Consider the following 23,605-nt stretch of genomic DNA (forward strand, 5'->3'; position numbering starts at 1 on the left):
AATTCATGAAGATCATTGATCAAGCTATTTTCCTATACCAAATAACTTTTTGCTTTTTCCAGGGCTTCTCCTATCCCAGCCGGGTTCTTACCTCCTGCAGTAGCAAAGAAGGCTTGTCCGCCTCCGCCGCCTTGAATATATTTCCCCAATTCCCTTACAATGGTTCCTGCGTTTAAATTTTTCGCAGCTACCAATTCCTTGGAAATATAACAGGACAACAATGCTTTTCCATTTTGATCGGTAGCTAGCAATACAAAAAGGTTTTCCTTATTTGCCCCCATTTCAAAGGAAAGATCTTTGATAGCGGCTGCATTCAAATCTACTTTTTTAGCCAGAAATTGCACCCCATTGACTTCTTCCAATTCATTTTGCAACGTTCCTTTTAAGTTTTTGGCCTTATCCTTTAACAGCCCTTCGATCTGTTTTTTAAGTTTGGCATTCTCTTCTTGGAGGACGGTAACCGACTTTACCGGATCTTTGCTATTGTTCAACAAATCTTTGATTTCAAACAAGACCCTATTGTTTTCAAAATAAAAATCTTTTACCGCATCTGAAGTTATCGCTTCAATCCTACGGATTCCGGCGGCAACAGCTCCTTCTGACTTTATTTTAAAGTGCCAGATATCCCCCGTATTCTTCACATGGGTGCCTCCGCATAATTCTATAGACTGTCCAAAGCGTATGGTGCGTACGGCATCTCCATATTTTTCACCAAACAGCGCCATGGCACCTTGATCCATGGCTTCTTGCATGGGAACATTGCGCGATTCCTCCAAAGGCAACTGCCCTTCAATCCTCGCATTAACAAAGTTTTCTACTTCGCGTAGCTCATCGACCGTCAATTTTGAAAAATGGGAAAAATCAAATCGTAAATATTTGGAATGCACCGCGGACCCTTTTTGTTCCACATGGGTCCCCAAAATTTCCCGCAATGCCTGGTGCAACAGATGCGTCGCCGTATGGTTCCGCTCTGTTCGCTGACGTTGTTTTTTATCTACAACCGCTTTTAGTGTTTCATTTAAATGCTTGGGGAGGTTTTTGGCAATATGAATAATCTCATTATTCTCTTTTTTAGTATCCAAAATATAGACGACATCACCATTGGGCACTTCCAAATACCCTTTATCTCCCACTTGTCCTCCTCCTTCCGCATAGAACGGGGTGAGATTGAATACCAATTGATATTGCTCTCCTTCCTTTTTAGAGGTGACTTTTCTATATTTTACCAATTTCACTTGACTCTCCAAGACATCATACCCCACAAACTCTTGTGTAATATCTTGTTGTAATACCGTCCAATCTTCTTTAGAAACTTCCGAAGCCGAACGAGAACGGTTTTTTTGCTGCTGCATGGCCGCATCAAAACCTTTCTGATCCAGAGTATAGCCTTTTTCACCTAATATTAGTGCGGTTAAATCTTTGGGGAAGCCATAGGTATCATATAATTCAAATGCCTTTCCTCCCTCCAATTGTTTTCCTTGAATGCTACCCAACATACTCTCCAAGAGCATCAACCCTTGGGCCAGCGTACGCAAGAAAGAATGTTCTTCCTCTTTGACTACATTTTCAATTAATTGATGCTGCTCTTTCAATTCCGGGAACGCAACCCCCATCGTTTCTGTAAGCACTTGTACAAGGCGGTACATAAACGGCTCCCTTGTTCCTAAGAAGGTATAGCCGTATCGGATGGCTCTTCTCAATATACGGCGAATAACATAGCCTGCTCCATTATTGCTGGGCAGTTGTCCGTCTGCGATGGAAAAGGCCACCGCTCTAATATGATCTGCAATAACACGGATGGCAATGTTTACTTTTTCATCATCGCCATATTTGGAATTTGTAATGGTTTCTATTTCTCGAATAATTGGAGTAAACACATCGGTATCATAGTTGGATTGCACACCCTGCAACACCATGCAAAGTCGCTCAAAACCCATTCCGGTATCCACATGCTTTTCTGGCAAGGACTCCAATGAACCATTGGCCCTACGATTATATTGCATAAAGACCAGGTTCCAGATTTCCACCACTTCCGGATGATCTTTATTGACTAAGCTGGCTCCGGAAACTTTGGCTTTTTCGGCTTTGGAGCGAATATCCACATGAATTTCAGAGCAAGGACCACAAGGACCTTGATCCCCCATTTCCCAAAAATTATCTTTTTTATTCCCCATGATGATTCGATCCACGGGAACAATAGCCTTCCACAGATTATAGGCCTCTTGGTCCATGTCCAATTTATCTGCATCATTGCTTCCTTCAAAAACAGATACATACAGACTATCTTTATCTATCCCGTACACTTCGGTCAGCAGTTCCCAAGCCCATTGTATCGCTTCTTTTTTAAAATAATCCCCAAAACTCCAATTTCCCAACATTTCAAACATGGTATGGTGGTAGGTATCCATTCCCACTTCCTCCAAATCATTGTGTTTTCCACTTACGCGAAGGCATTTTTGCGTATCCGAAATACGGGAGTTTTTAGAAATGGTATTGCCCAGAAAGAATTCCTTAAACTGGTTCATACCGGCATTGGTAAACATGAGAGTGGGATCATCTTTAATGACCATGGGGGCAGAAGCAACAATCTTATGATCCTTTGCTTTAAAAAAGTTTAAAAACTGAGCTCTTACTTCTTGAGATTTCACAGGTATTTGGTTTTGCAATCGTATCTTGTCAACATCATAAAACAAAGAGTAAATCCGTACTGTAGAACGATTTACCCCCTTTTACATCAATTAAACTGACAAGCTTTTGATAAATTTAACAGTTTATTCAAAACAATTTTTATATTTGTTTGTTTTGATACTATAAAAGCACAAAAATAGGATAAAATCCATTCATGTCTAAGGTAAAATACTATTACGATCCCGATACCCTATCTTATCGTAAGATAGAACCTAAAAAATCCAGAAAATATAGAAATATATTTCTGTTTTTATTAGGTGCGGGCATTTTTGGTTTCCTAGGGCTAACGGTATTGCTGAATACCAATTTATTAAATACACCACGAGAATTATCCTTGCTCCGGGAAAAGAAAAATTCTGATTTTCAATTAGAGATACTGAACAAGGATTTGGATCGAATGGCCCAGGTTTTGGATAATCTGGCCGAGCGGGACAATAATATTTATCGTTTGTATTTTGAAGCCAATCCCATTCCCGAAGAACAGCGCAAAGCAGGTTTTGGGGGAATTAACAGGTACAAATCCCTTGAAGGGTTTAACAATTCAGATGCTATTATCGCTACACGCAAACGCGTAGACCGCATCAAGAAGCAAATGGCCATACAGTCCATTTCCCTAGATGAAATAAAGAGATTGGCGGCAGAAAAAGAAAAATTGCTTGCGGCAATACCAGCTATACAGCCCATTAAAAATCAGGATTTAACGCGAATGGCCTCTGGTTATGGTTGGCGATCTGATCCATTTACCAAAGCCAGAAAGAAACACAACGGCATGGACTTTACAGCACCGAGAGGGGTTCCCGTCTATGCTACTGGAGATGGAAAGGTTACCCGAGCCGATAATCGCTCTTCCGGCTTTGGAAAACATATCCGTATTGAACACGGCTATGGCTATATGAGTCTATATGCCCATTTGAGCAAGTATAATGTAAAGAAGGGGCAGAAGGTAAAACGGGGAGATCTTATTGGTTTTGTAGGGAATACAGGACGTTCCCAAGCGCCGCATTTGCATTATGAAGTTTGGAAAGACAAAGATCGCATCAATCCTATAAATTTCTACTACGGCAGTTTATCTCCAGAAGAATTTGAGAATATGTTGAGATATGCGAAACAAGAAAACCAATCTTTAGATTAATGCATATTGAACTCCCAGAAAAACGATATTATGGTATTGGCGAAGTCGCCAAAGCTTTTGGGGTAAACACTTCTTTGATTCGTTTTTGGGAAAAAGAATTTGATGCGCTCAAGCCAAAGAAAAATGCCAAGGGCAATCGTAAATTTACCCCTCAGGATATTAAAAACTTACAGCTCATCTACCACTTGGTCAAAGAGCGGGGCTTTACATTGGAAGGGGCTAAAATTCATTTAAAGGAAGAAAAGTCCAAAAGCATGTCCAAATTTGAAGTAATTCAAAAACTGGAAAAAGTAAAAGCGGAGCTTATCAAAATTAAAGGGCAGTTGTAAATTGGCACCAAATAACGTCTTTTAAACTCATTGCTTAAAAACTAAACCCGGAATTTCTGGATTTCTTCCCGCCAAACTGATCAAACTTAAAGGTAAAGCTCAGCATAAAATAACGTTGCAATACCGTCCCTTGAAAATCCTGTATAAAATCGACCCCAGTAGTACGTCTGGTGTTGATATTTTGGTTCAATAAGTCATAGGCCAACACTTTTAATGTGGCATTCTTTTTTAAGAATTGATAGCCCAAACTCATGTTCCAAAATAAGGCGTCCTTGTCAAAACCTGGCCCTACGTTTCCGTTGTAATTGTAATTGATATCGTTTCCCCAAACAATGTTCTTGGGCCAATAGGTCGTTGTTTTCAATCCCACATTATGCGATATAAAATTAATATCATCCAAACCGGCGATATCCAGATTATAGGTAGTGTTATTAAAAGTTATCGAATATTCCGGTTCTACTTCCACTACTTCCCTAAAATTAAAGGAAGTACTTACTCTTGGGGTAATTCTAAATTGTTTCGTCTCCAAACGTTCCCCATTGGTAAAACCTACATTTTTATTAAGGTTAAAGAAGGGTCTAAAGTTAAATTTAGCGGTAAAAACACTATCCTTCTTTATTTGTTTGGAGTAGCTGGCCCCGCCATAGGCGTTATAATTGCCATCTACGTTGACATAACGCGTTGTTCTTAAAAAATCTGCATCTGTGGTAGTTACCGGAGATACTTGGTCGTCTTGAAAATCCACACTGGCATACACAAAGAAACCAGATCGTGTTTTCCAATCATAATTGTTATAATTCAGATAGAGTCTACGGGAAATTGAAGGATTTAAATTGGGATTACCAATAATGATATTCAAAGGATTATTGACATTTGGAATTGGTTGCAATTGATTTACCGAGGGAACACTCAGATTGGAATTGTAAAAGAAAGAAAGGCTTTTACTTCTAGAGATTTGATAAGAAAGGGATCCCCCAAAAAGGAGATTGTCATATCCATTGGAAAAGGAGGTATTCTGTAAGATATCCTGATTATCTAAATTGGTATTGATATAATCGGCCCTTATTCTAAAGCTAAACTTCTTTCCTCTTCGTCTAAACCCTAGAGATGGCCTTTGTTGGGCATTGGTAAAGTTGAAATCAGAGCTTAAAAGGTCGTTGAAGTTCGAAAATTGACCTGTAGCCGGGTCAAAATCAAAAACCAAACGTTCATTGTCCTGTGTTCTATTACGGTATTCATATTCCAAATCCAAAAAGAACTTATTGCCCAAAGACTGCCTGTAAGATACTCCCAACTCATAAAAATCATTACTATTATCCTGATTGGTACGCTGATTTCTGGCCTCACTACTGGGCGTTGTGCCAAAAACTTCTTGAAGCGTATTTAAATCCGAACGGGATTCGTTCTTTATGTTTCTATTGTCGAAGGAAAAACGAACATAACTCCCTAGGGTATCCAGTTTTTTAAAGACTCTAAGGTTGTTGGAAAAATTACGCTGTTCGTTATCATCCAAGGTAAGGGTTTCATTCTGATTAATAACAGCTTGATTCTCATCGGTGGAAACCGTGGTACTCTGATTCTCTGAATTGGTATTATTGATAGTAAGTCCTGGTTCAATGGAAATACGCAAGGTCTTATCAATATCATATTCAAATTGCCCACTCAGCTGATGGGTGTTGGTAATTCCATTAAAGATGGATTCGGTATCCGTAAAAAACCGTCCATCGGGCAAAATATTTTCCCGCGATGTTCTCTGATCATTAAAAGAATCGCTATTGGAATAGAAGTAATTCCCATTAACTTCATAAACATCCTTCTTTTGATTGGCATAACTGGCTCCCAAAACACTGGAAGTGGTAATCCCTTGACCAAATCCAAAAGAGAGGTTTCCTATGGAAAACCCACCATTGTCACTAACAGAAACACTTCTTGTACCACTGTTTCCTACAAGGTCATAAATTTCGTCAAAAGAAAAACCCGGGTTGTTGATGTTATTACTGCTTCCCAATACACTAAAGCGTTCTTTATTATCAAAGTAATTCAGTAGTCCATTGGCCTGATAGCGCTCGTCCGTACCATAGCCTGCGCTGACCCTACCCAAATAGCCTTTGTTTTTATCTTCTTTGATGGTAAGATTGATGGTTTTATTCTCCCCATCACCTTCATCCCCACTAAATTCCTCTTCTTTTGTTTTGGTGTTGGTAATCTGTATTTTACTAATGATTTCCTTGGGCAGACTTTTGGTCGCAACTTTGGGATCATTGCTAAAAAACACTTGCCCATTGACCAAAACCTGATTTACTTCTTTGCCATTTACGGTAATCTTCCCTTCATTATCCACCTCAACACCCGGCAATTTTTTCAGCACATCTTCCACAGTGGCATCCGGTCGGGTTTTAAAGGAATCTGCATTGAACTCCAGGGTATCTTTTTTTACCGTGATCGGCGTACGCTCACCCGTCACCTGCACTCCTTTCAACTCTTCCACCTGCTCATCCATTTTCACGGTTCCCAAATCTATTTCCTTCTTTAAGTCAAAGGTCATTTTTAAGGTTTTATAGCCGTTGAACGTAAAAAAGAGATTTGCTTTTTCCTGTTTTGTCTTCCCCTCCAATTCAAAAAAACCATTTGAATCGGATATGGTATAGGAAATCAACGTACTGTCCTGAATAGATTCTACATAAATGGTTGCCGCCTCCAATGGCTTTTGGGAAATCTCGTCAACAAGTTTACCAGTGATATGAAATTCTTGGGCTGATGAAACGGCACAGAGCAATAGTGCACATATCAGGCTCGGAAGTGCTTTTAACATGAAGTTACTCGTCTTTTGATTATTTGATGTTTGGTGCCGTAAAAATAACTTTTACCGCAAGACTGCGACCATGCTTAACACAACTTTAGGATTTTTTTCTTTCTTTTTTATAGAAAATAAAAATCAGGCTATTTTAGCCTTTTTAGGACATCAAAATTTACTTTTTACGCATAAACACTTTAATGGGAACACCATTAAAATCAAAATTTTCACGCAATTTATTCTCTAAAAAACGCTTATAGGGATCCCGCACATATTGGGGGAGATTACAAAAGAATGCAAATTGGGGATACTCTGTTGGTAATTGCATACAATATTTGATCTTCACATACTTTCCCTTGTAAGCTGGGGGCGGATTGTGCTCAATGATAGGCAACATCACATCATTGAATTTACTGGTAGGTATCTTTCTACTGCGATTCTCATAGACGTGAACGGCGGTTTCCACGGCTTTAAAAATACGCTGCTTGTTCAATGCAGATATAAAGAGGATGGGCACATCGGTAAAAGGTGCTATGGCTTGTTGAATACGTTGGGTATATTCCTTGGCCGCTTGGGTATCTTTTTCCACCAGATCCCATTTGTTTACCAGAATCACAATACCCTTATTGTTGCGCTGTACCAACCAAAAAATGTTTTCTACCTGTCCATCAAAACCTCGCGTCGCATCCAGAAGAAGGATACATACATCGCTATGTTCTATGGCCCGGATAGATCGCATGACCGAGTAAAATTCCAGATCTTCCTTCACTTTGGCCTTTCTGCGAATTCCTGCGGTATCCACAAGATTAAATTCAAACCCAAAACGATTGTATTTCGTATCGTTACTATCCCGGGTTGTCCCGGCAATATCGGTAACTATATATCGATCCTCCCCGATCAACGCATTGATAAACGAAGACTTTCCAGCATTGGGCCTTCCCACAACGGCAAAACGCGGTAGTTCTTCCTCTTCTTCTTCATGCTGCGGCAATACCTCTACCAAGGCATCCAATAATTCCCCTGTTCCACTTCCGTTGATACTGGAAATGGTATAATAATCGCCCAATCCCAAGGCATAAAATTCCACGGCATCCTCTGCTCGCTTGGCATTATCCACCTTGTTAATGGCCAAAAAGACAGGTTTCTTGGATTTTCTTAACAGGCGCGATACATCTTCATCCATCCCTGTAATCCCCGATTCTACATCTACCATGAAGATGATGGCATCTGCTTCATCGATGGCCAACTCCACCTGCTTATCAATTTCCTGTTCAAAAACATCATCGCTTCCCACAACGTAACCTCCGGTATCGATCAACGAAAATTCCTTTCCATTCCAATCACTTTTACCGTAATGACGATCCCTGGTCACACCACTCACTGCATCTACGATAGCTTCGCGACGTTGTATCAATCGGTTAAAAAAAGTGGATTTCCCCACATTTGGCCTTCCCACAATGGCTACAATAGCGCCCATAGTCTTGAATTTGAGCGGCAAAGATACGCTAAATGGCACAACATCGCGAAATCTGTGACACATTATAAACCTTCACCAGGAACAATGACACCTTTCCATCCATATTCCTAAAAATATCCCTTGTACAGAGCCCGTTATTTTCGTGTATTTACTATACCTTGAACACTGTATTTCCATTGCCCTTTTTTCTTTCTGGGACAGAAAAAATCAATAATAAATCCGCAACGGATTCATGATTTCCCCATCTATTCTAAAAATTAAAAATGCATAGAATTCAAAATTTTGATGCGATTTTTCAATTATTTCAGGGCATAAAAAAGTAATTACGAAATAAATGGAGTCAAAAGATAGATTTTGGGCAAAAAAATAAATACCTATTAATTTTTTATTAAGTTTATATTATCAATCTAATTTAAATACCCCCATGAATAGCTTAAAAATCGATAACGCTATTTTTATAGAACTTCTTCATAAAGGCGATGACAAAGCATTTGAAGCCCTTTATGAATTATACTATAACCGGTTACTCCATGTGGCCAAGGGGTATGTATCCAATCTTGAGGAAGCAGAAGAGATTGTGCAAGACACTTTCCTTAAAGTCTGGAAGAAACGAAAGAAAATTGATGCTAACATCAATGGGTATCTGTATACCACGGTTAGAAATTCTTGTTTGGATTTTTTAAGAAAAAACAAATCAAGGGTTCGACTGTACGACAGTTTTGATCAAAAAGAAGATTGGATCAATTATGTTTCATTAAAAGATGATGTAGCTTCCCTACTCATTGAAAAGGAGTTGGAAGCGCAAATTAAAATTGCCATTGACCTGCTTCCGGAAAAATGTCGCAACGTGTTTATTAAGAGTCGAGTAGAAGGCCTAAAACAACGTGACATCTCAGAAGAATTAAACATTTCCATCAACACGGTAGAGAATCATATTTCCAAAGCTTTAAAGCACATGCGACTTCATTTAAGGGAATTTTTAACGCTTTTTTAAAAAAAATTAACTTTTAACTAGTGGTACTTTCTTTTTTATGCGTCCTATAAGTAAAGGACACATTTAGAATATGGAAGAAAAAGCCCTTAAAAAGTATCTTGATGGTAAGGCCACTGCTGCTGAAAAACAGGCTATTTATTCATGGCTAAAAGAAAATTCATCTAATCAAAAAACATTCAGTCTTTTGAAGGCAAAGTATGTCGCTGGCACCCTAAAAAATGTGTCCAGCGGCACCGTTGCTTCAAAGTATGAGGCCTTTAATCGCAAAAAATCAAGGAAGAAAAAACTAACCTATATTTCTTCTGTTACCGCAGCATCCTTAGTATTGTTCGTGATGTTGGCGGGCTATTACAATTACACCAATAGCACATCATCCCGGAGCAATACTCCAGCTGAGCTAGCAGATGCCTTTATCCATGTAAACACGGAAAACGGGCTAAAAAAGGAAATTACGCTTCCCGATGGCAGTGTTGTCCTTTTAAATGTGGATAGTGAGTTGACCTATCCAAAAAAATTCAGGGATGATATCAGGGAAATTACCTTAGTGGGAGAAGGCTTTTTTGATATTGCCCATAACAAGGAAAAACCTTTTATCGTAAATGTCAACGATATGAAAGTTAAGGTTTTGGGAACTTCTTTCAATGTAAAATCATACCCTAATGACGAAAAGGTAGAAACTACTTTAGTCACTGGAAAAGTTGAACTCATACGGGAAAAAGAATCTCCAGTAATTCTTGAACCTTCTCAAAAGGCAGTGCTGCATAAATCCGATGAAAACTTAGAAATAGAAAAAGTGGAAACCTCAGAAGTTACCGCATGGAGGGAAGGAAAGCTCGTTTTCAATAAAACTTCCATGGAACAAGTCATCCGCGATTTAGAACGCAAATACAATACCAACTTCACCATTAACTCCCCAGATCTTCACGAATACAAATACACCGGAACATTTGACAATCTGACCCTAGATGAAGTTCTAAAACTTCTCACTATCTCATCACCGATAGAATACACTATTACAGAAGAAAAAAGAATCGTACTGAATATGAAGTAAAAAAGCAAGTAGAGTGGGTGCTGGCACACCCTCCCTACTTTTTTCAATCATTAATTATCAAAGATCTAACCTAAGTGATTAACAATTAAAAGCAATCAAAATTATGAAAAAAAACAATTCTAGGTTTTTTTCAACAAAAATTCTTTTAGTAAGAATTATGAAAATTTACACCGCACTTCTATGTATTACCATTGCAAAACTATTTGCGGGGGATGCATATGCACAGAACATTACCCTTAAACTGAGGAATGTAGAGTTAAAAACAATTTTCACCGAGATTGAGGAGAAAAGCGAATATAGTTTCTTTTACAACAATAGTTTAGTAGATGTTTCCAAGAAAAAATCCCTAAATGTAAGGGATAAGGAAATTCTTGATGTTTTAGCATCTTTACTGGACAATACGGAAATAGGGTATGAGATTTTTAAAAAACAAATCATTCTTTTTCCAAAATCCGATGATTCCATGCGAAACCTCATTATGGAGTTTCTGGATAAAAAAACGGTAGAAGAAACCGATACGGGAACCGATAAAGATGAGGGTGTCCCCATAGAGAATGTACAATCGATTTTCAAAAAAGCTGTTCAAGACCTACTTACGGGTACGGTCAAAGATAATTTGGGCAGCCCTTTACCGGGAGCATCAGTTCTTATAAAAGGAACTACAACAGGAACACAGACCGATTTTGACGGAAATTATCAGATCAACGCCAAAAAGGGAGATGTACTTGTTTTTTCCTACTTAGGTTTAGTGACCCAAGAAATTTTGGTAGGGGACGACAAGGTCATCAATGTCTCCTTACAAGAAGATATCAATGCATTGGAGGAAGTGATCGTTGTGGCCTATGGTACTGCCAAAAAAGAATCCTTTACGGGTTCGGCCACCCAAATAAATGCTGAAAGCATTGAAAAAAGAATCGTAACCAATGTAGTAAACGTACTGGATGGTGCCTCTCCCGGAGTGCAGGTGACCGCGAGTAATGGTCAACCAGGTTCAGGGCCAGCCATTCGTGTTCGTGGTATTGGTTCCATAAATGCGGGAAGAGGACCATTGATTATACTTGATGGGGTACAGTTTGACGGCTCTTTATCAAGTCTAAGTTCTAATGATATTGAAAGCATTACCGTATTAAAGGATGCTGCTTCCACCTCCCTATATGGGTCAAGGGCAGGTAACGGAGTAGTACTAATTACTACTAAAAGAGGAAGGACCGGGCAAAAAAGTCAGTTCAGCCTTAATATAAGTCAAGGTATCACTTCAAGATCAATCCCTGAATATAAAAGAGTTAATGCCCAAGAGTATTATCCTTTGTTATGGGAGGCCCTAAGAAATAGCCTTTCCATTTCCGGGAATGTTCCTGTGGCCGAAGCCAATCAACGTGCTTCGGATGAAATCTTTGGAGAACTGGGAACCAATCCTTTCAACGTCCCCAATGATCAAATTGTTGGAATAGATGGACAACTCAACCCCAATGCAGAATTGTTGTTCCCGGATGATTTGGATTTTCAAGAACCCCTGATTCGTGGAGGAACTAGAAGCAATGTAGATTTTTCGTATCGCGGAGCAAGTGAAAATACCGATTACTTTGCCTCATTGAGTTATTTGGATGAACAAGGATTTATCATCAATTCAGATTTTGAACGTATTACTGGGCGTGTGAATGTCAATTCAAAATTAAACGATTGGTTCAAAACAGGAATCAACCTTTCTTATGCTACTTCGGTATCCAAACAAGCTAATGATGGAGGATCTAACAGTATCGTAAACCCCTTCTTTAGTTCAAGGACCATAGCCCCTATATATCCTGTTTTCCTTCATGACCCCGTTACCGGAGAATTTATTTTAGACGACGCAGGAGAGCGGCAATTTGATTTAGGGGATAATAGAGTGGGCGCTTCCGCGGGTAGAAATATTGTACAGGAAACCATCCTGAACCAAGATGTTGATGAAATCAATTCTATTTCTGCGAGAACTTATGCCGAATTTTATTTTCTGAAAAACTTCACCTTTACGATGAATGCCACACTGGACAAGCGTTTCTTTTTCAGTGAAGAATTACAAAATAGAGTGGTTGGAGATGCCGCTCCGGCCGGGCGTGCAGAACGTTTGTCTACAATTACCACCAGTGTTACCTATAATCAATTACTGAACTATTCCAAAGATTTTGGAAAACATTCCCTAAATGTACTTTTAGGTCATGAAAGCAATGAGCGGGAATTCAATAGATTTGAAGGGGATCGCATGCAACAAATTGCAGACGGGAATACGGAATTGGATAATTTTGTAACTACTACCAACCTTAGTTCCAGGACCGATATTGATAGTCGAGAAGGATATTTTTCCCGTGTCAATTACGACTACAATGATAAATACTATCTTTCTGCTTCCTATAGACGCGATGGTAGTTCCCGATTTTCTCCAGATGCCAGATGGGGTAATTTCTTTTCCGTTGGAGGTTCATGGCGATTGGAACAAGAAGATTTCATCAGTGAAATCCCTTGGATCAGTCAATTAAAATTGAGAGCTTCTTATGGGGAAGTTGGAAATGATTTTGTGGATATCAATGCATTTCAAGGGAGGTTTGACCTTGGGTTCAACAATGCCGGGGAAGGTGGAATCTTAGCCTCGGATGAAGAGAATCTTGATTTAGAATGGGAAACCAATATCCAAACGGACATTGCCTTGGAGTTTGGTTTTTTCAACAACAGAATCAATGGCTCTGTGGAGTATTATACTCGGGAATCCTCTAATTTAATTTTCAACCTGCCCTTACCGAGACAAAATGGCTTGGACAATATTCCATCCAATATCGGTGCTATGGAAAATAGAGGATTTGAAATTAATTTATCCGGGGACATCATTCGTACGGAAGATTTTAGATGGAACCTCAACATCAATGCATCGACACTGACCAATGAAATTACAGAATTGCCACAAGAAGAAGTTATTGTTGGTCTTCAACGTTTGCGCGTTGGTGGTGATATTTTCTCCTTCTTTGTACGGGATTACTTCGGAGTAGACCCTGCAGATGGCTCTGCCTTATTTGTTTTAGACCCTGAATTGGCTCCTGCAAATGACCCCTCAGTAAGAACGGTGAATGGGACTGCAGTTACTATAGATCCCGATTTTGCCTTGCGCGATGAATTGGGCAGTGCCGTACCAGATCTTTTTGGAAGCTTCAACAATAGATTTACCTATAAAGGATTGGAGTTGGGAATTTTATTCACCTATCAACTAGGAGGACATACCTTTGACAATAACTATGCAGCTTTATTAAGGGCAGGACAGCCTGGTACGGCCTTACACCGTGATATCCTAAGGCGTTGGCAACAACCTGGGGACATTACAGATATTCCTCGATTAGATAGTAGCCAATTGAACAATTTTGGTGTAGCATCTGATAGGTTCCTTGTAAAATCAGATTTCTTGGCTTTACGCCAAGTAAACCTTTCGTATAACTTGGACGATCAGCTTACCGATCATCTAGGACTTTCAAGTGCCAGAATATACCTTACGGGTGAAAATTTATTTGTTGTTTCCGGAAGGACCGGGCAAGACATCGGGAACCGTTTTGATGGTACTACGAGCAATAGGTTTACTCCTGCAAGAGTAATTTCTTTGGGCCTTAATGTGACATTTTAAAAAATTAAATCATCATGAAAAAATATATCATCATTATTATTCTCATCTGCGTAAGCTCCTTTTCCGTAGCCTGCGAGGACGACTTTTTAGATCAACAACCTACCGATCAGGTATCTACCGATGCTGCGACGGCCACCACAGATAACTTATTCCTAGTTTTGAACGGAATTCACAGGGCTTTATATATCCGCTTCCAAAATGGTCAGGGAAGAGGTGGCCAAGGCGCTATGATGTTGCAAATGGAAGCCTTGGGCGAAGACTATGTGATGACTGGACGCGCCAATGGTTTTTTTATCAACGCCTATCAATGGAACGATCATACCAATTCATTTGATGCCGATGATCTATTCCCGTATAGAACACATTATCGTTACATTAGAAATGCCAATACCATTATTAATGGCGCAGCGGCTGCCGTAGGTCCGGATGCAGATCGCAATGCAGCAGTGGGGCAAGCATTGATTTATAGGGCCTGGTCCCATTTTCAAATTGTACAATTGTATGGACAACGTTATGTGCCCGGAGGAAATAACACCCAATTGGGCGTTCCCATTCGTTTGACCGTGGACGGAGAGCCTCTGGCACGAGCTACAGTTGAGGAAGTATACACACAGGTTCATGCAGATTTGGATGAAGCCATAACGCTATTGGAAGGTTACCAACGTCCCAATAAATCGCATTTAGATGTAAGCGTGGCCCAAGGCTTAAAAGCGAGAGTAGCGTTGGTTCAGGGAGATTATGCTATGGCTGCACAATTCGCACCTTTGGCGCGAGCAGAAAATACCTTATTCACCTTTGATGACTATTTCAACAATTTTAGCGATTTCTCTAGTGATGAATGGATGTGGGGCAGTTTTATCCAAGCGGATCAAACCGACGTTTTTGGAAATTATGGTGCTTTTATCTCTAGAAATTTTAGCTCTTCCAATATTCGGGGGAATCCTAAAGCCATCAGTAGTGCCTTGCACGCAACCATTCCCACTACAGATGTACGTTCACAAATTTTTGACCCTACAGGAGAACATCCCAATTTACCGGGAGGAGCAGTGATTTCCTCTAGACATTCCCGTCATCCATTTACCAATCAAAAATTTATCGCTGCAGGTACTGGAGATAGCAGAATGGATGTTCCGCATATGAGGGCTTCAGAAATGTATCTGATCGAAGCAGAGGCAAGGGCCAATATGGGCGATGATGCTGGAGCTGCCGCCATTCTATTTGAATTGGGAAGCGCTAGAGACCCGTCATACACCCTATCTACCAATACCGGGCAAGCCCTTATTGATGAGATTTTACTTCAGCGACGATGGGAACTTTGGGGAGAAGGTTTTCGGTTCTATGACCTGAAGCGTTTGGACCTTCCTTTGAATAGAAATGGATCAAACCACAATGCCAATTTAGCCGTTATTTTTGATGTGCCTGCGGGAGATCCAAGATGGCAGTGGCAAATTCCGCAAAGTGCTTTGGATAACAACCCGCTATTGGTACAGAATTAGTCCAAGTTACAATAGTTAATACTGATTGATTGTTAATTTGTCATTTAGTTAGTTTAGTGAGTTGGGGACGCTTTACGGCGTCCCCATTTTTTTTTACGGCTCTCTTTGAACCATTCCAATCATTTAATACTCTCCTACACCCTTCATTTCATAAAAAAAGAGTATGATAAAAACCATACTCTTTTGTTTTCTTCGGGACTATTGCAGTCTCTCTAAAATTCTTATTTATTTTCGTAGATCGTAACTGTACCACTATCCTCATTGCTGACCAATAATAGGTCTTTTCCCGAAGGACTATCACTTGCAGGAATCACCAATAAGCCTTCTGGAGCTTCATCATTTGCATTGGCCAAAAGCTGAATAAATTCAGGTGCTGCCGGATTGGTCATATCATATACCAATACCTGATCGTTACGTTCCAATCCCACGAACAAAATATAACGTTCATCATTTAGGTTTAAAATGGCTACCGATTCTGGTTCCGCACCTTTGGCATCACTACGCCCGTCGTTATCGTTAAATCGATCTGGGGTCAAAGCCAAAGTTCTGCTTCCTATTTCATTGCCACTATCATACACCCTATTTCCAGTTTCGTCCCAAATGGTAAAAGAACGTCCTCCAAAAGAGACAATTTGATCAAAATCGCCGTCTCCATCCGTATCTCCATTTACGGTAGTTACTTCCAATCTGCCCAAATTGGCATCCATTTGCAAATCCATCGCATTTGGAAAAATTGTGGCATCCAACAGAAGATCATCAGCGCGTTCTTCTTCGCTAAATGCATCATAATCCCTGGCATCGCCCTCATTGGCCGTCACTATATATTCCACACCATTGATGGTTGCCGATGTAATCCCATCCGGTTGAAAAATTCCCAATGCCGGAACATTTCGTAACTCCTTGATATCATCACGATCACTGGGATCGATCTCATTTCCAGGAAGGGAATAGTCCTGATACCCCAAAGGCCAAATCTCCGTAATGGTATTTGTTTCCAGATCCACCACAGCCAATCCATTATTTTCCTGAAGCGCCACATAGGCGGTTTTGGAATCCTCGGATACGGTAATAAATTCCGGCTCTATATCACTAGCAAAAGTGGCATTGGGACCGAATATACGGAACCCATTTTTTTCAAGGTTTTCCTGAAAATGACTTAGGCCGTCAAATTCCAAGGTGGTCACCGTTCCGGAAGCCACATCGATAATACTTACCGACCCATTAGGGTCCACTGTGTATTCTTCATTAGGTTCTCCTTCGTTCGCCGATAGAATAGTAGTTCCATCTGGTGTAAAGGTGACCATATCTGGCAAGGCTCCTACGGTATAAGAAGATTGTAAAACCTGCGTAGCGGTATCATATACCAATACGCTCCCCAAGGCTTGTTTATTTGGTGCCTCTACGGCCACCGCCAAAAGTCCATTGGCAACAGCCACACTATTTGGCGCTCCAATAGTACTTACATCAATACTATTTTCTTGTACAGGCGCGTTGATATTGGTAATATCATAGACCGTTATTTCGTTCAGTCCTAATTCATCGTCATTATTAACCACAAATATCTTATTGGTATTGGGGTCAAACGCGGTTATTTCCGCAGAAGCTTCACCACCGACGTCAATGGTATGGGCAAACTGAAAATTTACATTGGTATTCGTTGGGTCGGGAGTATCTGGAGTATCATCATCTCCACCTCCTCCAATAAAATCGTCAATTTTATTACAGGAACTCACACTTAGCACTAGAGCCAAAAAGGCCACTTTATAATATGTTTTCATCTAAATTGGTTTTAATTCCAAAGATGAACACCTTATATAAAGCAAAAGTTAGTAAAAGGAAAAATAATGATTATAACTGCTCACGAATTGTAACCAAAACGTTTCAGCTGATTCGGGTTGCTGCGCCAATTCTTATTTACCTTAACATAAAGTTCCAAATGCACTTGTTTATCGAAGAACTTTTCCAGGTCCTTTCTAGCCTCTACGCCCACTCTTTTCAGGGCACTTCCCTTATGTCCGATAATGATTCCTTTTTGGGAATCGCGCTCCACCATAATTACCGCACGCATGCGGATGATATCTTCATCCTCTAGAAATTCTTCAGTCTCGATTTCTACGGAATATGGAATTTCTTTTTTGTAATACTGTAATATTTTTTCGCGAATAGTTTCATTAACAAAAAAACGCTCTGGCTTGTCGGTCAATTGGTCTTTAGGGTAATAGGCCGGTGCTTCAGGCAATAATTCAATGATACGCTCAAAAACCTCTTTGATATTGAAGTTCTGCAAAGCGGAAATCAAGTGTATTTCTGCTTTGGGATATTCCTGTTGCCAGTATTGTACCTGTTCTTCCAAAATTTCCTGTTCCGTGATATCGATCTTATTTAACAGGAGTAGTACAGGGATTTTACTATTTTGTATTTTTTGGGCAAACTTCTCATCTTTCAGTGCCTTTTCCCCAATTTCAATCATATACAACAATACATCGGCATCTTCAAAAGCCGATTTTACAAAATCCATCATGGAGGATTGTAATTCGTAAGCAGGTTTAATGATTCCTGGAGTATCCGAAAGAATGACTTGAAAATCATCCCCATTGACAATTCCCAAAATACGATGGCGGGTGGTTTGGGCCTTGGACGTAATAATGGAGAGTTTCTCTCCTACAAAGGCATTCATTAAAGTAGACTTCCCTACATTTGGATTCCCTATAATATTGACAAAGCCAGCTTTATGCTTTTGCATTTTTCAGTTTTTTAAAATATTCCTTGGCGGCAACATTCACTTTAGGGGCCAATAACAATACGGCGATCATATTGGGAATAACCATCAAGGCATAAGAGAGGTCAATTAGATTCTTCACCAACTCCAAAGATGCCACCGCGGCAAAAATAATCATAATAACAAAGTATACATTATATAATTTCCCAATTCGGGCATTGGTCAAAAAGGAAAGGCATTTTACTCCATAATAAGAATAGGTAAACAATGTAGATAGGGCAAAAGCGGTAACGATAAGCATCAACAGATCATCTCCAAATCCAAAAAGCGTACGTTCAAAAGCTTCCAAGGTCATCACAATACCGCTAACATCCTCAAGATAAGCCCCACTTAGAATAATCACTACTGCCGTAAAAGTACATACCAATATCGTATCGATAAAGGGGCCCAACATGGCCACCAAACCTTCCTTGATCGGATTATCGGTTTTGGATTGTCCGTGATACATAGGAGCACTTCCCAAGCCCGCTTCATTGGAAAACATAGCCCTACGCACTCCAATGATTACCAACCCCCAAAAACCTCCCGTAACCGCAGTATCAAAATTCCAAGCTTCGGTGAAAATCAGTTTTAACGAAGGAAGCACCTGACCTGCATTCATTAACATGACTACAATAACGGCGACGAGATATATCAAGACCATAAAAGGCACAATGGCCGAGGCTACTTTGGCAATCTTAGTAAGTCCGCCAAAAATGACAAAAGAGGTGATTATAGCCAAAACAATGCCTACAGTCCACTTCCAACTTTCATCATCCATGGCGATCAAAGATTCCGAAGGCTGTATGACACTCATAAAGGTTTCCGTAAACTGATTTGCGGTAAATACGCCCAAAAACCCAAACAAACCACAAAGACAAAAGAAAATGGCTAAGGGTTTCCCCTTTTTTCCCAAGCCTTGTGTGATATAGTACATAGGTCCACCTTGTAGCTTCCCGCTAGAATCCGTACCGCGGAACATAATAGACAAGCTACAGGAATAAAATTTGATGCCCATGCCCAAAAGTGCGGTGAGCCATATCCAAAATACCACTCCCGGGCCTCCATCGTGAATTGCGATCGCCACTCCAGAGATATTTCCCAGTCCTACGGTTGCAGCCACTGCAGCAGAAAGGGCCTGAAAAGAACTAACGTCACCCTTGGCATTTTTATCATCGTATTTCCCTGCCGTAATGGCCACAGCATGACCAAAAAACCGAAAGGGCGTAAGTTTAGAGTAGCATACTAAAAATAGTCCTCCCCCAATAAGCAAGAGGAACATAGGCCATTCCGTATAGGGGAGTAAGGCAGATATAAAGTCGTTGATCGCTTCCATAAATCGAATGTAACCAATTCAATCTTCCCAACAAAAAAAGAAGCAAAAGTTGTTCTTTGTCCATAAAAGGAAATCCATCACAGTATTCGGGAAAAATGGACAATTGTAGCCAAAGGGCGTGATCTACATTTGTACTATAAAAAAAACATAAATAAAAAAGCAATTATGGAAGCAACTACGCAAGAACAAGAATTATTGGTTAAAGCAAATGAAGTAACCGCATTATTGGCCGAGGGTCAATTTATCAATGCCATGGAGACGTATTTGGCCGATGACGTACAATTATTTGAGGGAAACAATCCTGCTAAAGTAGGAAAAGCATTTTGTTTGGCCGAGGAGCAAAAATTATTGGATACGGTAACTGCGTTTCACGGGTATACAGTAACCAGTGGACCTGCTGTTAAAGGCGATACTACTTTTTACGAAGCCGTAATGGAGTTCGATACCAACGACGGTGCCAAGCATCGTTTTGAGCAAGTGGTACGCACCCAATGGAAAGATGGAAAAATCATCAATGAAAGATATTACCACGCTTAATTTTTTAAGCATAGTTTTTCAAGGTCGCTATTAGAATAGCGACCTTTTTTATTTCATCTCCTTAAAAGTTATATCTTAAGTTAAAGGTAAAGTCCCTCCCCGGATTGGGTACTGGAGCATCTTCAAATATCGTTTTCAATCTAGAAAGATGATCCACATAGGAGGTATCAAAAATATTCTTGACCGTAAAACCAAAACGGATATTCTTATTGTAACTGGCTTGGATACCCAAATTGATCAACGTATACGCTTCATTAGGCAATTCAAACTCGCTCACCCTATTTTGATCTAAATAATTCTGCATTTGCAAAAAGAGGGTATTCAGCTTAAATCGTCTTCCCAAGTTCACATCATATTGAACCCTTGAATTAAAATTAACAGGGGTAATCAAGGGTAAGGGGTTACCGTTGGAATCGTCTCCATAGGTCACCGCAGCAGTAGATTGCACCGATAGTTCCTTTAGGCCTGCGGGCACATAATTAATGGCAAATTCTCCGCCATACAATTTCGCGTCTTCCTGCAAGTAAGCAAATATGGGCAGGTCATCCTCACCGGTTTCTCCGGTCGGTGTTATAAAGATATAGTCATTAATGGTGTTGTAGAAAGGATTGATCGTAATATTTAATCCTCCTTTGGCGTAGTTTAAAGCGAAATCCAATTGGGTTGCTGCCTCACTGACCAAGTTTTGATCTCCAACCTCAATTCTACCGACCCCTCCATGTTCTCCATTGGACAATAGTTCCGAGGTATTGGGAGCCCTATACCCGGAAGCAACATTAAATCTAAAGGTAAACGCATTCAAATCATACTTTGCTCCCACGGAGTAATTTAGGGAATTATAGGATTCATTAAAATCTGCAAAATTCGTCACGCCATCAATGACCACACTTTCGGCACGAATGGTTTTGGAATCAAAACGCAATCCTGACTGAAAGGTCCATTGGGAAGAAGGCTTATAATTAAACAGGCCATAGACCCCGTTTTCAGAGGAACCTCCATCCGGTATTAAAAAAACAGTCCCTCTATTTTCGTTATCCTGAAACAAACCTTGCGCTCCCACAGAAAGGTCAAACTTTGGGGACTTGATCAATTCCGAAACTCGAATATTATAACTGAACACCCCTAAATTTAGATGAAGATCAGGAGCCGTCTCCACCTCATTAAATTCCTGACGGTCATTTACAGCATAGCCTAGAATGAGATTAAAATTTGCTCCCTGGAATTTAAAATCATTTTCAAAGGCAAGATTATGTTGGGTCACATCTTGAAAGGGAAGGATAAACTCTCGTGTAAAATCATCCGTGAAAGGCGTATCAGAGGGAATACCAAAAAAATTGTTCAAATAAGTATAGGTCAATTTAGAACTGTAATTACCCTCTCGAAAGCCTAGGGAAATCTTGGCATTTTTTTCATTGGCCCTGGTATTGAACACCCGTTGCCCTATAGCCCGTTGTTCCGCCGTTTGATCGTCATCGGAAACAGAAAAATCTCCTGCGCTATTATAGCCCAAAAAGGTATTGAATCTAAATTTTCCCAAAGCGGTCTTCACCCCTACCTTATTCTGTGAATTCCGGGCATTGGTAAAAAAACCACTTTCAGCAAAGCCTTGAGTGCCATCTTCTACAAAAGCCTCGTCTACAAAATAAAGTACACCACCAATGGCATCCGACCCATATAGTAAAGAGGCCGGACCTTTAATGACCTCTACGCTTTGTACGCCATTATTGCTAACACCCAAGCCATGTTCTGCCCCCCATTGTTGGTTTTCTATCCGTGTGCCCTGTGCATAGGTTACTACCCGATTGCTCGTTAATCCACGGATGACTGGTTTCCCGATACTGGTTCCGGTACTATTTTGCGCTACCCCGGCAATATTACTAATGCTTTCTGCCAAGGTAATCGATGAGGCATTGTACAATTCACTCAAAGCCTGTTTTTCCACTTTCACCACAAGGTCTCTCTGTAATTTACCCCCGGGTACAGCAACAACAACTTCATCCAATGCCTGACTGTTCTCTTCAAGTTCGAAATTTAGGACCGTGACCGCTTTATTGACTTGTACGGTTTTTTTCAAGCTTTTATACCCTAAAGAAGATACAATTAGGGTAATATTTCCATAGGGCACATTGTTAAGGCTATACCTACCATCAGTATTCGTAGAAGTTCCCAGGGAAGTGCCATCTATATATACAGAAACAAAAGGTTCAGGATTTCCATTATAACGGATATCTCCCTCTATAGTTCCCGTTTGTGCGATTCCGAATGCAATCCCTCCCCACAAAAAAGAAAGAAGGCCCAAAACAATTTGAAATTTCATTTCGTATTGATTATTAAAGTATTTCGGCAACAAAACTAATAAAGTTAGGTTAACCTAACAAAATAATTTAGTATATTTTTTATACTTTTACCCTCATGTTATCACTTGTAGAAGAAAATTACATCAAGGCCCTGCTCCATTTGTCCTCCACCGATCGGACCATGACACAAAAAGAAGGTGTGGGCACCAATGACCTGGCCACGTATTTAGGCGTTAAACCCTCTACGGTCAACGAGATGCTAAAGCGCTTGAAGGAAAAGAAAATGGTCTATCACGAAAAATATAAAAAAGTAACCTTGAGCGCTGACGGTGAGGCCGTAGGGCTACATATTATTCGTAAGCATCGTTTATGGGAAACTTTTTTATGCACGAAATTGGAATTTGAATGGGACGAGGTGCACGATATCGCCGAACAGCTGGAACACATTCAATCTGAAAAACTAGTAGCACAGATCGATAAATTTTTAGGGTACCCTAAATACGACCCTCACGGAGACCCCATTCCAGATAGCAAAGGAATTCTTCCACAACGGGACACCTTAAAATTATCCTTGGCCGAAAATGACAAATCGTATACCGTATTGGCCGTACGAGACACTTCTAAGGATTTCCTGCAATATCTTGAAGAATTGGGGATTCAAATTGGTACGGAAATAATGGTCAAGGAAAAAATTGCCTATGACGGTTCTTTAAAAATTAAAAAAGAAGAGGTATTCCTTAGTTTATCTAAAAAAGTATCGGACAATATCTTGGTAGGATAGTAGAAAACAGTGGACTTTGAGATCTTGACATAAAAAATCCGATAAAAATTCTTGCCGTACTTAAAAAAGGTTGTATCTTTGCCGTCCACATCGCGGGATAGCGCAGCATCCTTCGACAGGCTTAGGACAGGGTACCTACTCCAACTGAGAAATTTTATTGAAAACCTAGTATTTTAAAAATACATAAAGCATATATCGCGGGATAGAGCAGTAGGTAGCTCGTCGGGCTCATAACCCGAAGGTCACTGGTTCGAGTCCAGTTCCCGCTACTATCAAAAAAGCCTTTCAAGAAATC

The 23,605-nt window shown here is 40.1% G+C and carries 15 protein-coding genes and 1 tRNA gene; 9 read left to right on the forward strand and 7 right to left on the reverse strand.

What is annotated here, in order from left to right; all coding sequences use genetic code 11:
* Positions 1-32 precede the first annotated feature (32 nt).
* Positions 33-2,648: an alanine--tRNA ligase gene (alaS, locus tag ACEXOE_RS17630; protein ID WP_394750166.1), complete on the reverse strand. Its 2,616-nt coding sequence runs from the start codon at positions 2,646-2,648 to the stop codon at positions 33-35.
* 194 nt (positions 2,649-2,842) lie between these two features.
* On the opposite strand from alaS, the gene ACEXOE_RS17635 reads away from it, so the two are divergent.
* Both ACEXOE_RS17635 and ACEXOE_RS17640 read left to right on the forward strand, forming a co-directional pair.
* A complete protein-coding gene (locus tag ACEXOE_RS17635) occupies positions 2,843-3,820 on the forward strand; it encodes a M23 family metallopeptidase (RefSeq protein ID WP_394750167.1) in 978 nt (325 codons plus the stop codon).
* A complete protein-coding gene (locus ACEXOE_RS17640; protein WP_394750168.1) occupies positions 3,820-4,149 on the forward strand; it encodes a MerR family transcriptional regulator in 330 nt (109 codons plus the stop codon). The genes ACEXOE_RS17635 and ACEXOE_RS17640 overlap by 1 nt, the downstream gene beginning before the upstream one ends.
* 34 nt (positions 4,150-4,183) lie before the next feature.
* On the opposite strand, the gene ACEXOE_RS17645 is transcribed toward ACEXOE_RS17640, so the two are convergent.
* Positions 4,184-6,961, reverse strand: a complete 2,778-nt coding sequence (locus tag ACEXOE_RS17645; protein ID WP_394750169.1) for an outer membrane beta-barrel protein — start codon at positions 6,959-6,961, stop codon at positions 4,184-4,186.
* Positions 6,962-7,118: 157 nt separating this feature from the next.
* Complete coding sequence (gene der, locus ACEXOE_RS17650; protein WP_394750170.1) at positions 7,119-8,420, reverse strand: ribosome biogenesis GTPase Der; 1,302 nt, start codon at positions 8,418-8,420, stop codon at positions 7,119-7,121.
* Positions 8,421-8,844: 424 nt separating this feature from the next.
* On the opposite strand from der, the gene ACEXOE_RS17655 reads away from it, so the two are divergent.
* The 4 genes from ACEXOE_RS17655 (at position 8,845) to ACEXOE_RS17670 (ending at position 15,601) form a co-directional block, all read left to right on the forward strand.
* Positions 8,845-9,414: an RNA polymerase sigma-70 factor gene (locus tag ACEXOE_RS17655; RefSeq protein ID WP_394750171.1), complete on the forward strand. Its 570-nt coding sequence runs from the start codon at positions 8,845-8,847 to the stop codon at positions 9,412-9,414.
* Positions 9,415-9,484: 70 nt separating this feature from the next.
* Positions 9,485-10,465 (forward strand): FecR family protein, encoded by a 981-nt coding sequence (locus ACEXOE_RS17660; RefSeq protein WP_394750172.1) that lies wholly within the window; start codon positions 9,485-9,487, stop codon positions 10,463-10,465.
* A 157-nt stretch (positions 10,466-10,622) separates the two neighbouring features.
* Complete coding sequence (locus tag ACEXOE_RS17665) at positions 10,623-14,105, forward strand: TonB-dependent receptor (protein ID WP_394750173.1); 3,483 nt, start codon at positions 10,623-10,625, stop codon at positions 14,103-14,105.
* 14 nt (positions 14,106-14,119) lie between these two features.
* The gene (locus ACEXOE_RS17670) at positions 14,120-15,601 is read left to right on the forward strand and encodes a RagB/SusD family nutrient uptake outer membrane protein (RefSeq protein WP_394750174.1); all 1,482 of its coding nucleotides are present in this window, start codon (positions 14,120-14,122) and stop codon (positions 15,599-15,601) included.
* 221 nt (positions 15,602-15,822) lie between these two features.
* On the opposite strand, the gene ACEXOE_RS17675 is transcribed toward ACEXOE_RS17670, so the two are convergent.
* The 3 genes from ACEXOE_RS17675 to ACEXOE_RS17685 form a co-directional block, all read right to left on the reverse strand.
* Positions 15,823-17,379: a choice-of-anchor I family protein gene (locus ACEXOE_RS17675; protein ID WP_394750175.1), complete on the reverse strand. Its 1,557-nt coding sequence runs from the start codon at positions 17,377-17,379 to the stop codon at positions 15,823-15,825.
* Between the two features lie 80 nt (positions 17,380-17,459).
* On the reverse strand, positions 17,460-18,344 hold the full coding sequence (gene era / locus ACEXOE_RS17680; RefSeq protein WP_394750176.1) for a GTPase Era: 885 nt from the start codon (positions 18,342-18,344) through the stop codon (positions 17,460-17,462).
* Entirely contained in the window at positions 18,331-19,695 is a 1,365-nt protein-coding gene (locus ACEXOE_RS17685; RefSeq protein ID WP_394750177.1) for an alanine/glycine:cation symporter family protein, read from the reverse strand. Before ACEXOE_RS17685 ends, era begins: the two co-directional genes overlap by 14 nt.
* A 165-nt stretch (positions 19,696-19,860) precedes the next feature.
* Here ACEXOE_RS17685 and ACEXOE_RS17690 point away from each other — a divergent pair, with 165 nt between their 5' ends.
* Positions 19,861-20,232, forward strand: coding sequence for a SnoaL-like domain-containing protein (locus ACEXOE_RS17690; RefSeq protein WP_394750178.1), 372 nt, complete (start codon positions 19,861-19,863; stop codon positions 20,230-20,232).
* 61 nt (positions 20,233-20,293) lie between these two features.
* Here the strand turns inward: ACEXOE_RS17690 and ACEXOE_RS17695 are convergent, their stop codons facing one another.
* A complete protein-coding gene (locus ACEXOE_RS17695; RefSeq protein WP_394750179.1) occupies positions 20,294-22,549 on the reverse strand; it encodes a TonB-dependent receptor in 2,256 nt (751 codons plus the stop codon).
* A gap of 95 nt (positions 22,550-22,644) precedes the next feature.
* On the opposite strand from ACEXOE_RS17695, the gene ACEXOE_RS17700 reads away from it, so the two are divergent.
* Entirely contained in the window at positions 22,645-23,310 is a 666-nt protein-coding gene (locus tag ACEXOE_RS17700; protein ID WP_394750180.1) for a metal-dependent transcriptional regulator, read from the forward strand.
* Positions 23,311-23,506: 196 nt separating this feature from the next.
* Positions 23,507-23,579: transfer RNA gene (locus tag ACEXOE_RS17705), tRNA-Met, on the forward strand.
* The last annotated feature ends 26 nt before the right edge of the window (positions 23,580-23,605 follow it).

The organism is Spongiimicrobium salis (assembly GCF_043678055.1).
GTDB lineage: Bacteria > Bacteroidota > Bacteroidia > Flavobacteriales > Flavobacteriaceae > Spongiimicrobium > Spongiimicrobium salis.

Excerpts from the sequence above, each read along its gene's own strand:
- ACEXOE_RS17645 (WP_394750169.1), bottom strand. The coding sequence starts at position 6,961 with ATGTTAAAAGCACTTCCGAGCCTGATATGTGCACTATTGCTCTGTGCC.
- ACEXOE_RS17675 (WP_394750175.1), bottom strand. The coding sequence starts at position 17,379 with ATGAAAACATATTATAAAGTGGCCTTTTTGGCTCTAGTGCTAAGTGTG.
- ACEXOE_RS17700 (WP_394750180.1), top strand. The coding sequence starts at position 22,645 with ATGTTATCACTTGTAGAAGAAAATTACATCAAGGCCCTGCTCCATTTG.
- ACEXOE_RS17690 (WP_394750178.1), top strand. The coding sequence starts at position 19,861 with ATGGAAGCAACTACGCAAGAACAAGAATTATTGGTTAAAGCAAATGAA.
- ACEXOE_RS17635 (WP_394750167.1), top strand. The coding sequence starts at position 2,843 with ATGTCTAAGGTAAAATACTATTACGATCCCGATACCCTATCTTATCGT.
- der (WP_394750170.1), bottom strand. The coding sequence starts at position 8,420 with ATGGGCGCTATTGTAGCCATTGTGGGAAGGCCAAATGTGGGGAAATCC.
- ACEXOE_RS17660 (WP_394750172.1), top strand. The coding sequence starts at position 9,485 with ATGGAAGAAAAAGCCCTTAAAAAGTATCTTGATGGTAAGGCCACTGCT.
- ACEXOE_RS17665 (WP_394750173.1), top strand. The coding sequence starts at position 10,623 with ATGAAAATTTACACCGCACTTCTATGTATTACCATTGCAAAACTATTT.
- ACEXOE_RS17640 (WP_394750168.1), top strand. The coding sequence starts at position 3,820 with ATGCATATTGAACTCCCAGAAAAACGATATTATGGTATTGGCGAAGTC.
- era (WP_394750176.1), bottom strand. The coding sequence starts at position 18,344 with ATGCAAAAGCATAAAGCTGGCTTTGTCAATATTATAGGGAATCCAAAT.
- ACEXOE_RS17655 (WP_394750171.1), top strand. The coding sequence starts at position 8,845 with ATGAATAGCTTAAAAATCGATAACGCTATTTTTATAGAACTTCTTCAT.
- ACEXOE_RS17670 (WP_394750174.1), top strand. The coding sequence starts at position 14,120 with ATGAAAAAATATATCATCATTATTATTCTCATCTGCGTAAGCTCCTTT.
- ACEXOE_RS17695 (WP_394750179.1), bottom strand. The coding sequence starts at position 22,549 with ATGAAATTTCAAATTGTTTTGGGCCTTCTTTCTTTTTTGTGGGGAGGG.
- ACEXOE_RS17685 (WP_394750177.1), bottom strand. The coding sequence starts at position 19,695 with ATGGAAGCGATCAACGACTTTATATCTGCCTTACTCCCCTATACGGAA.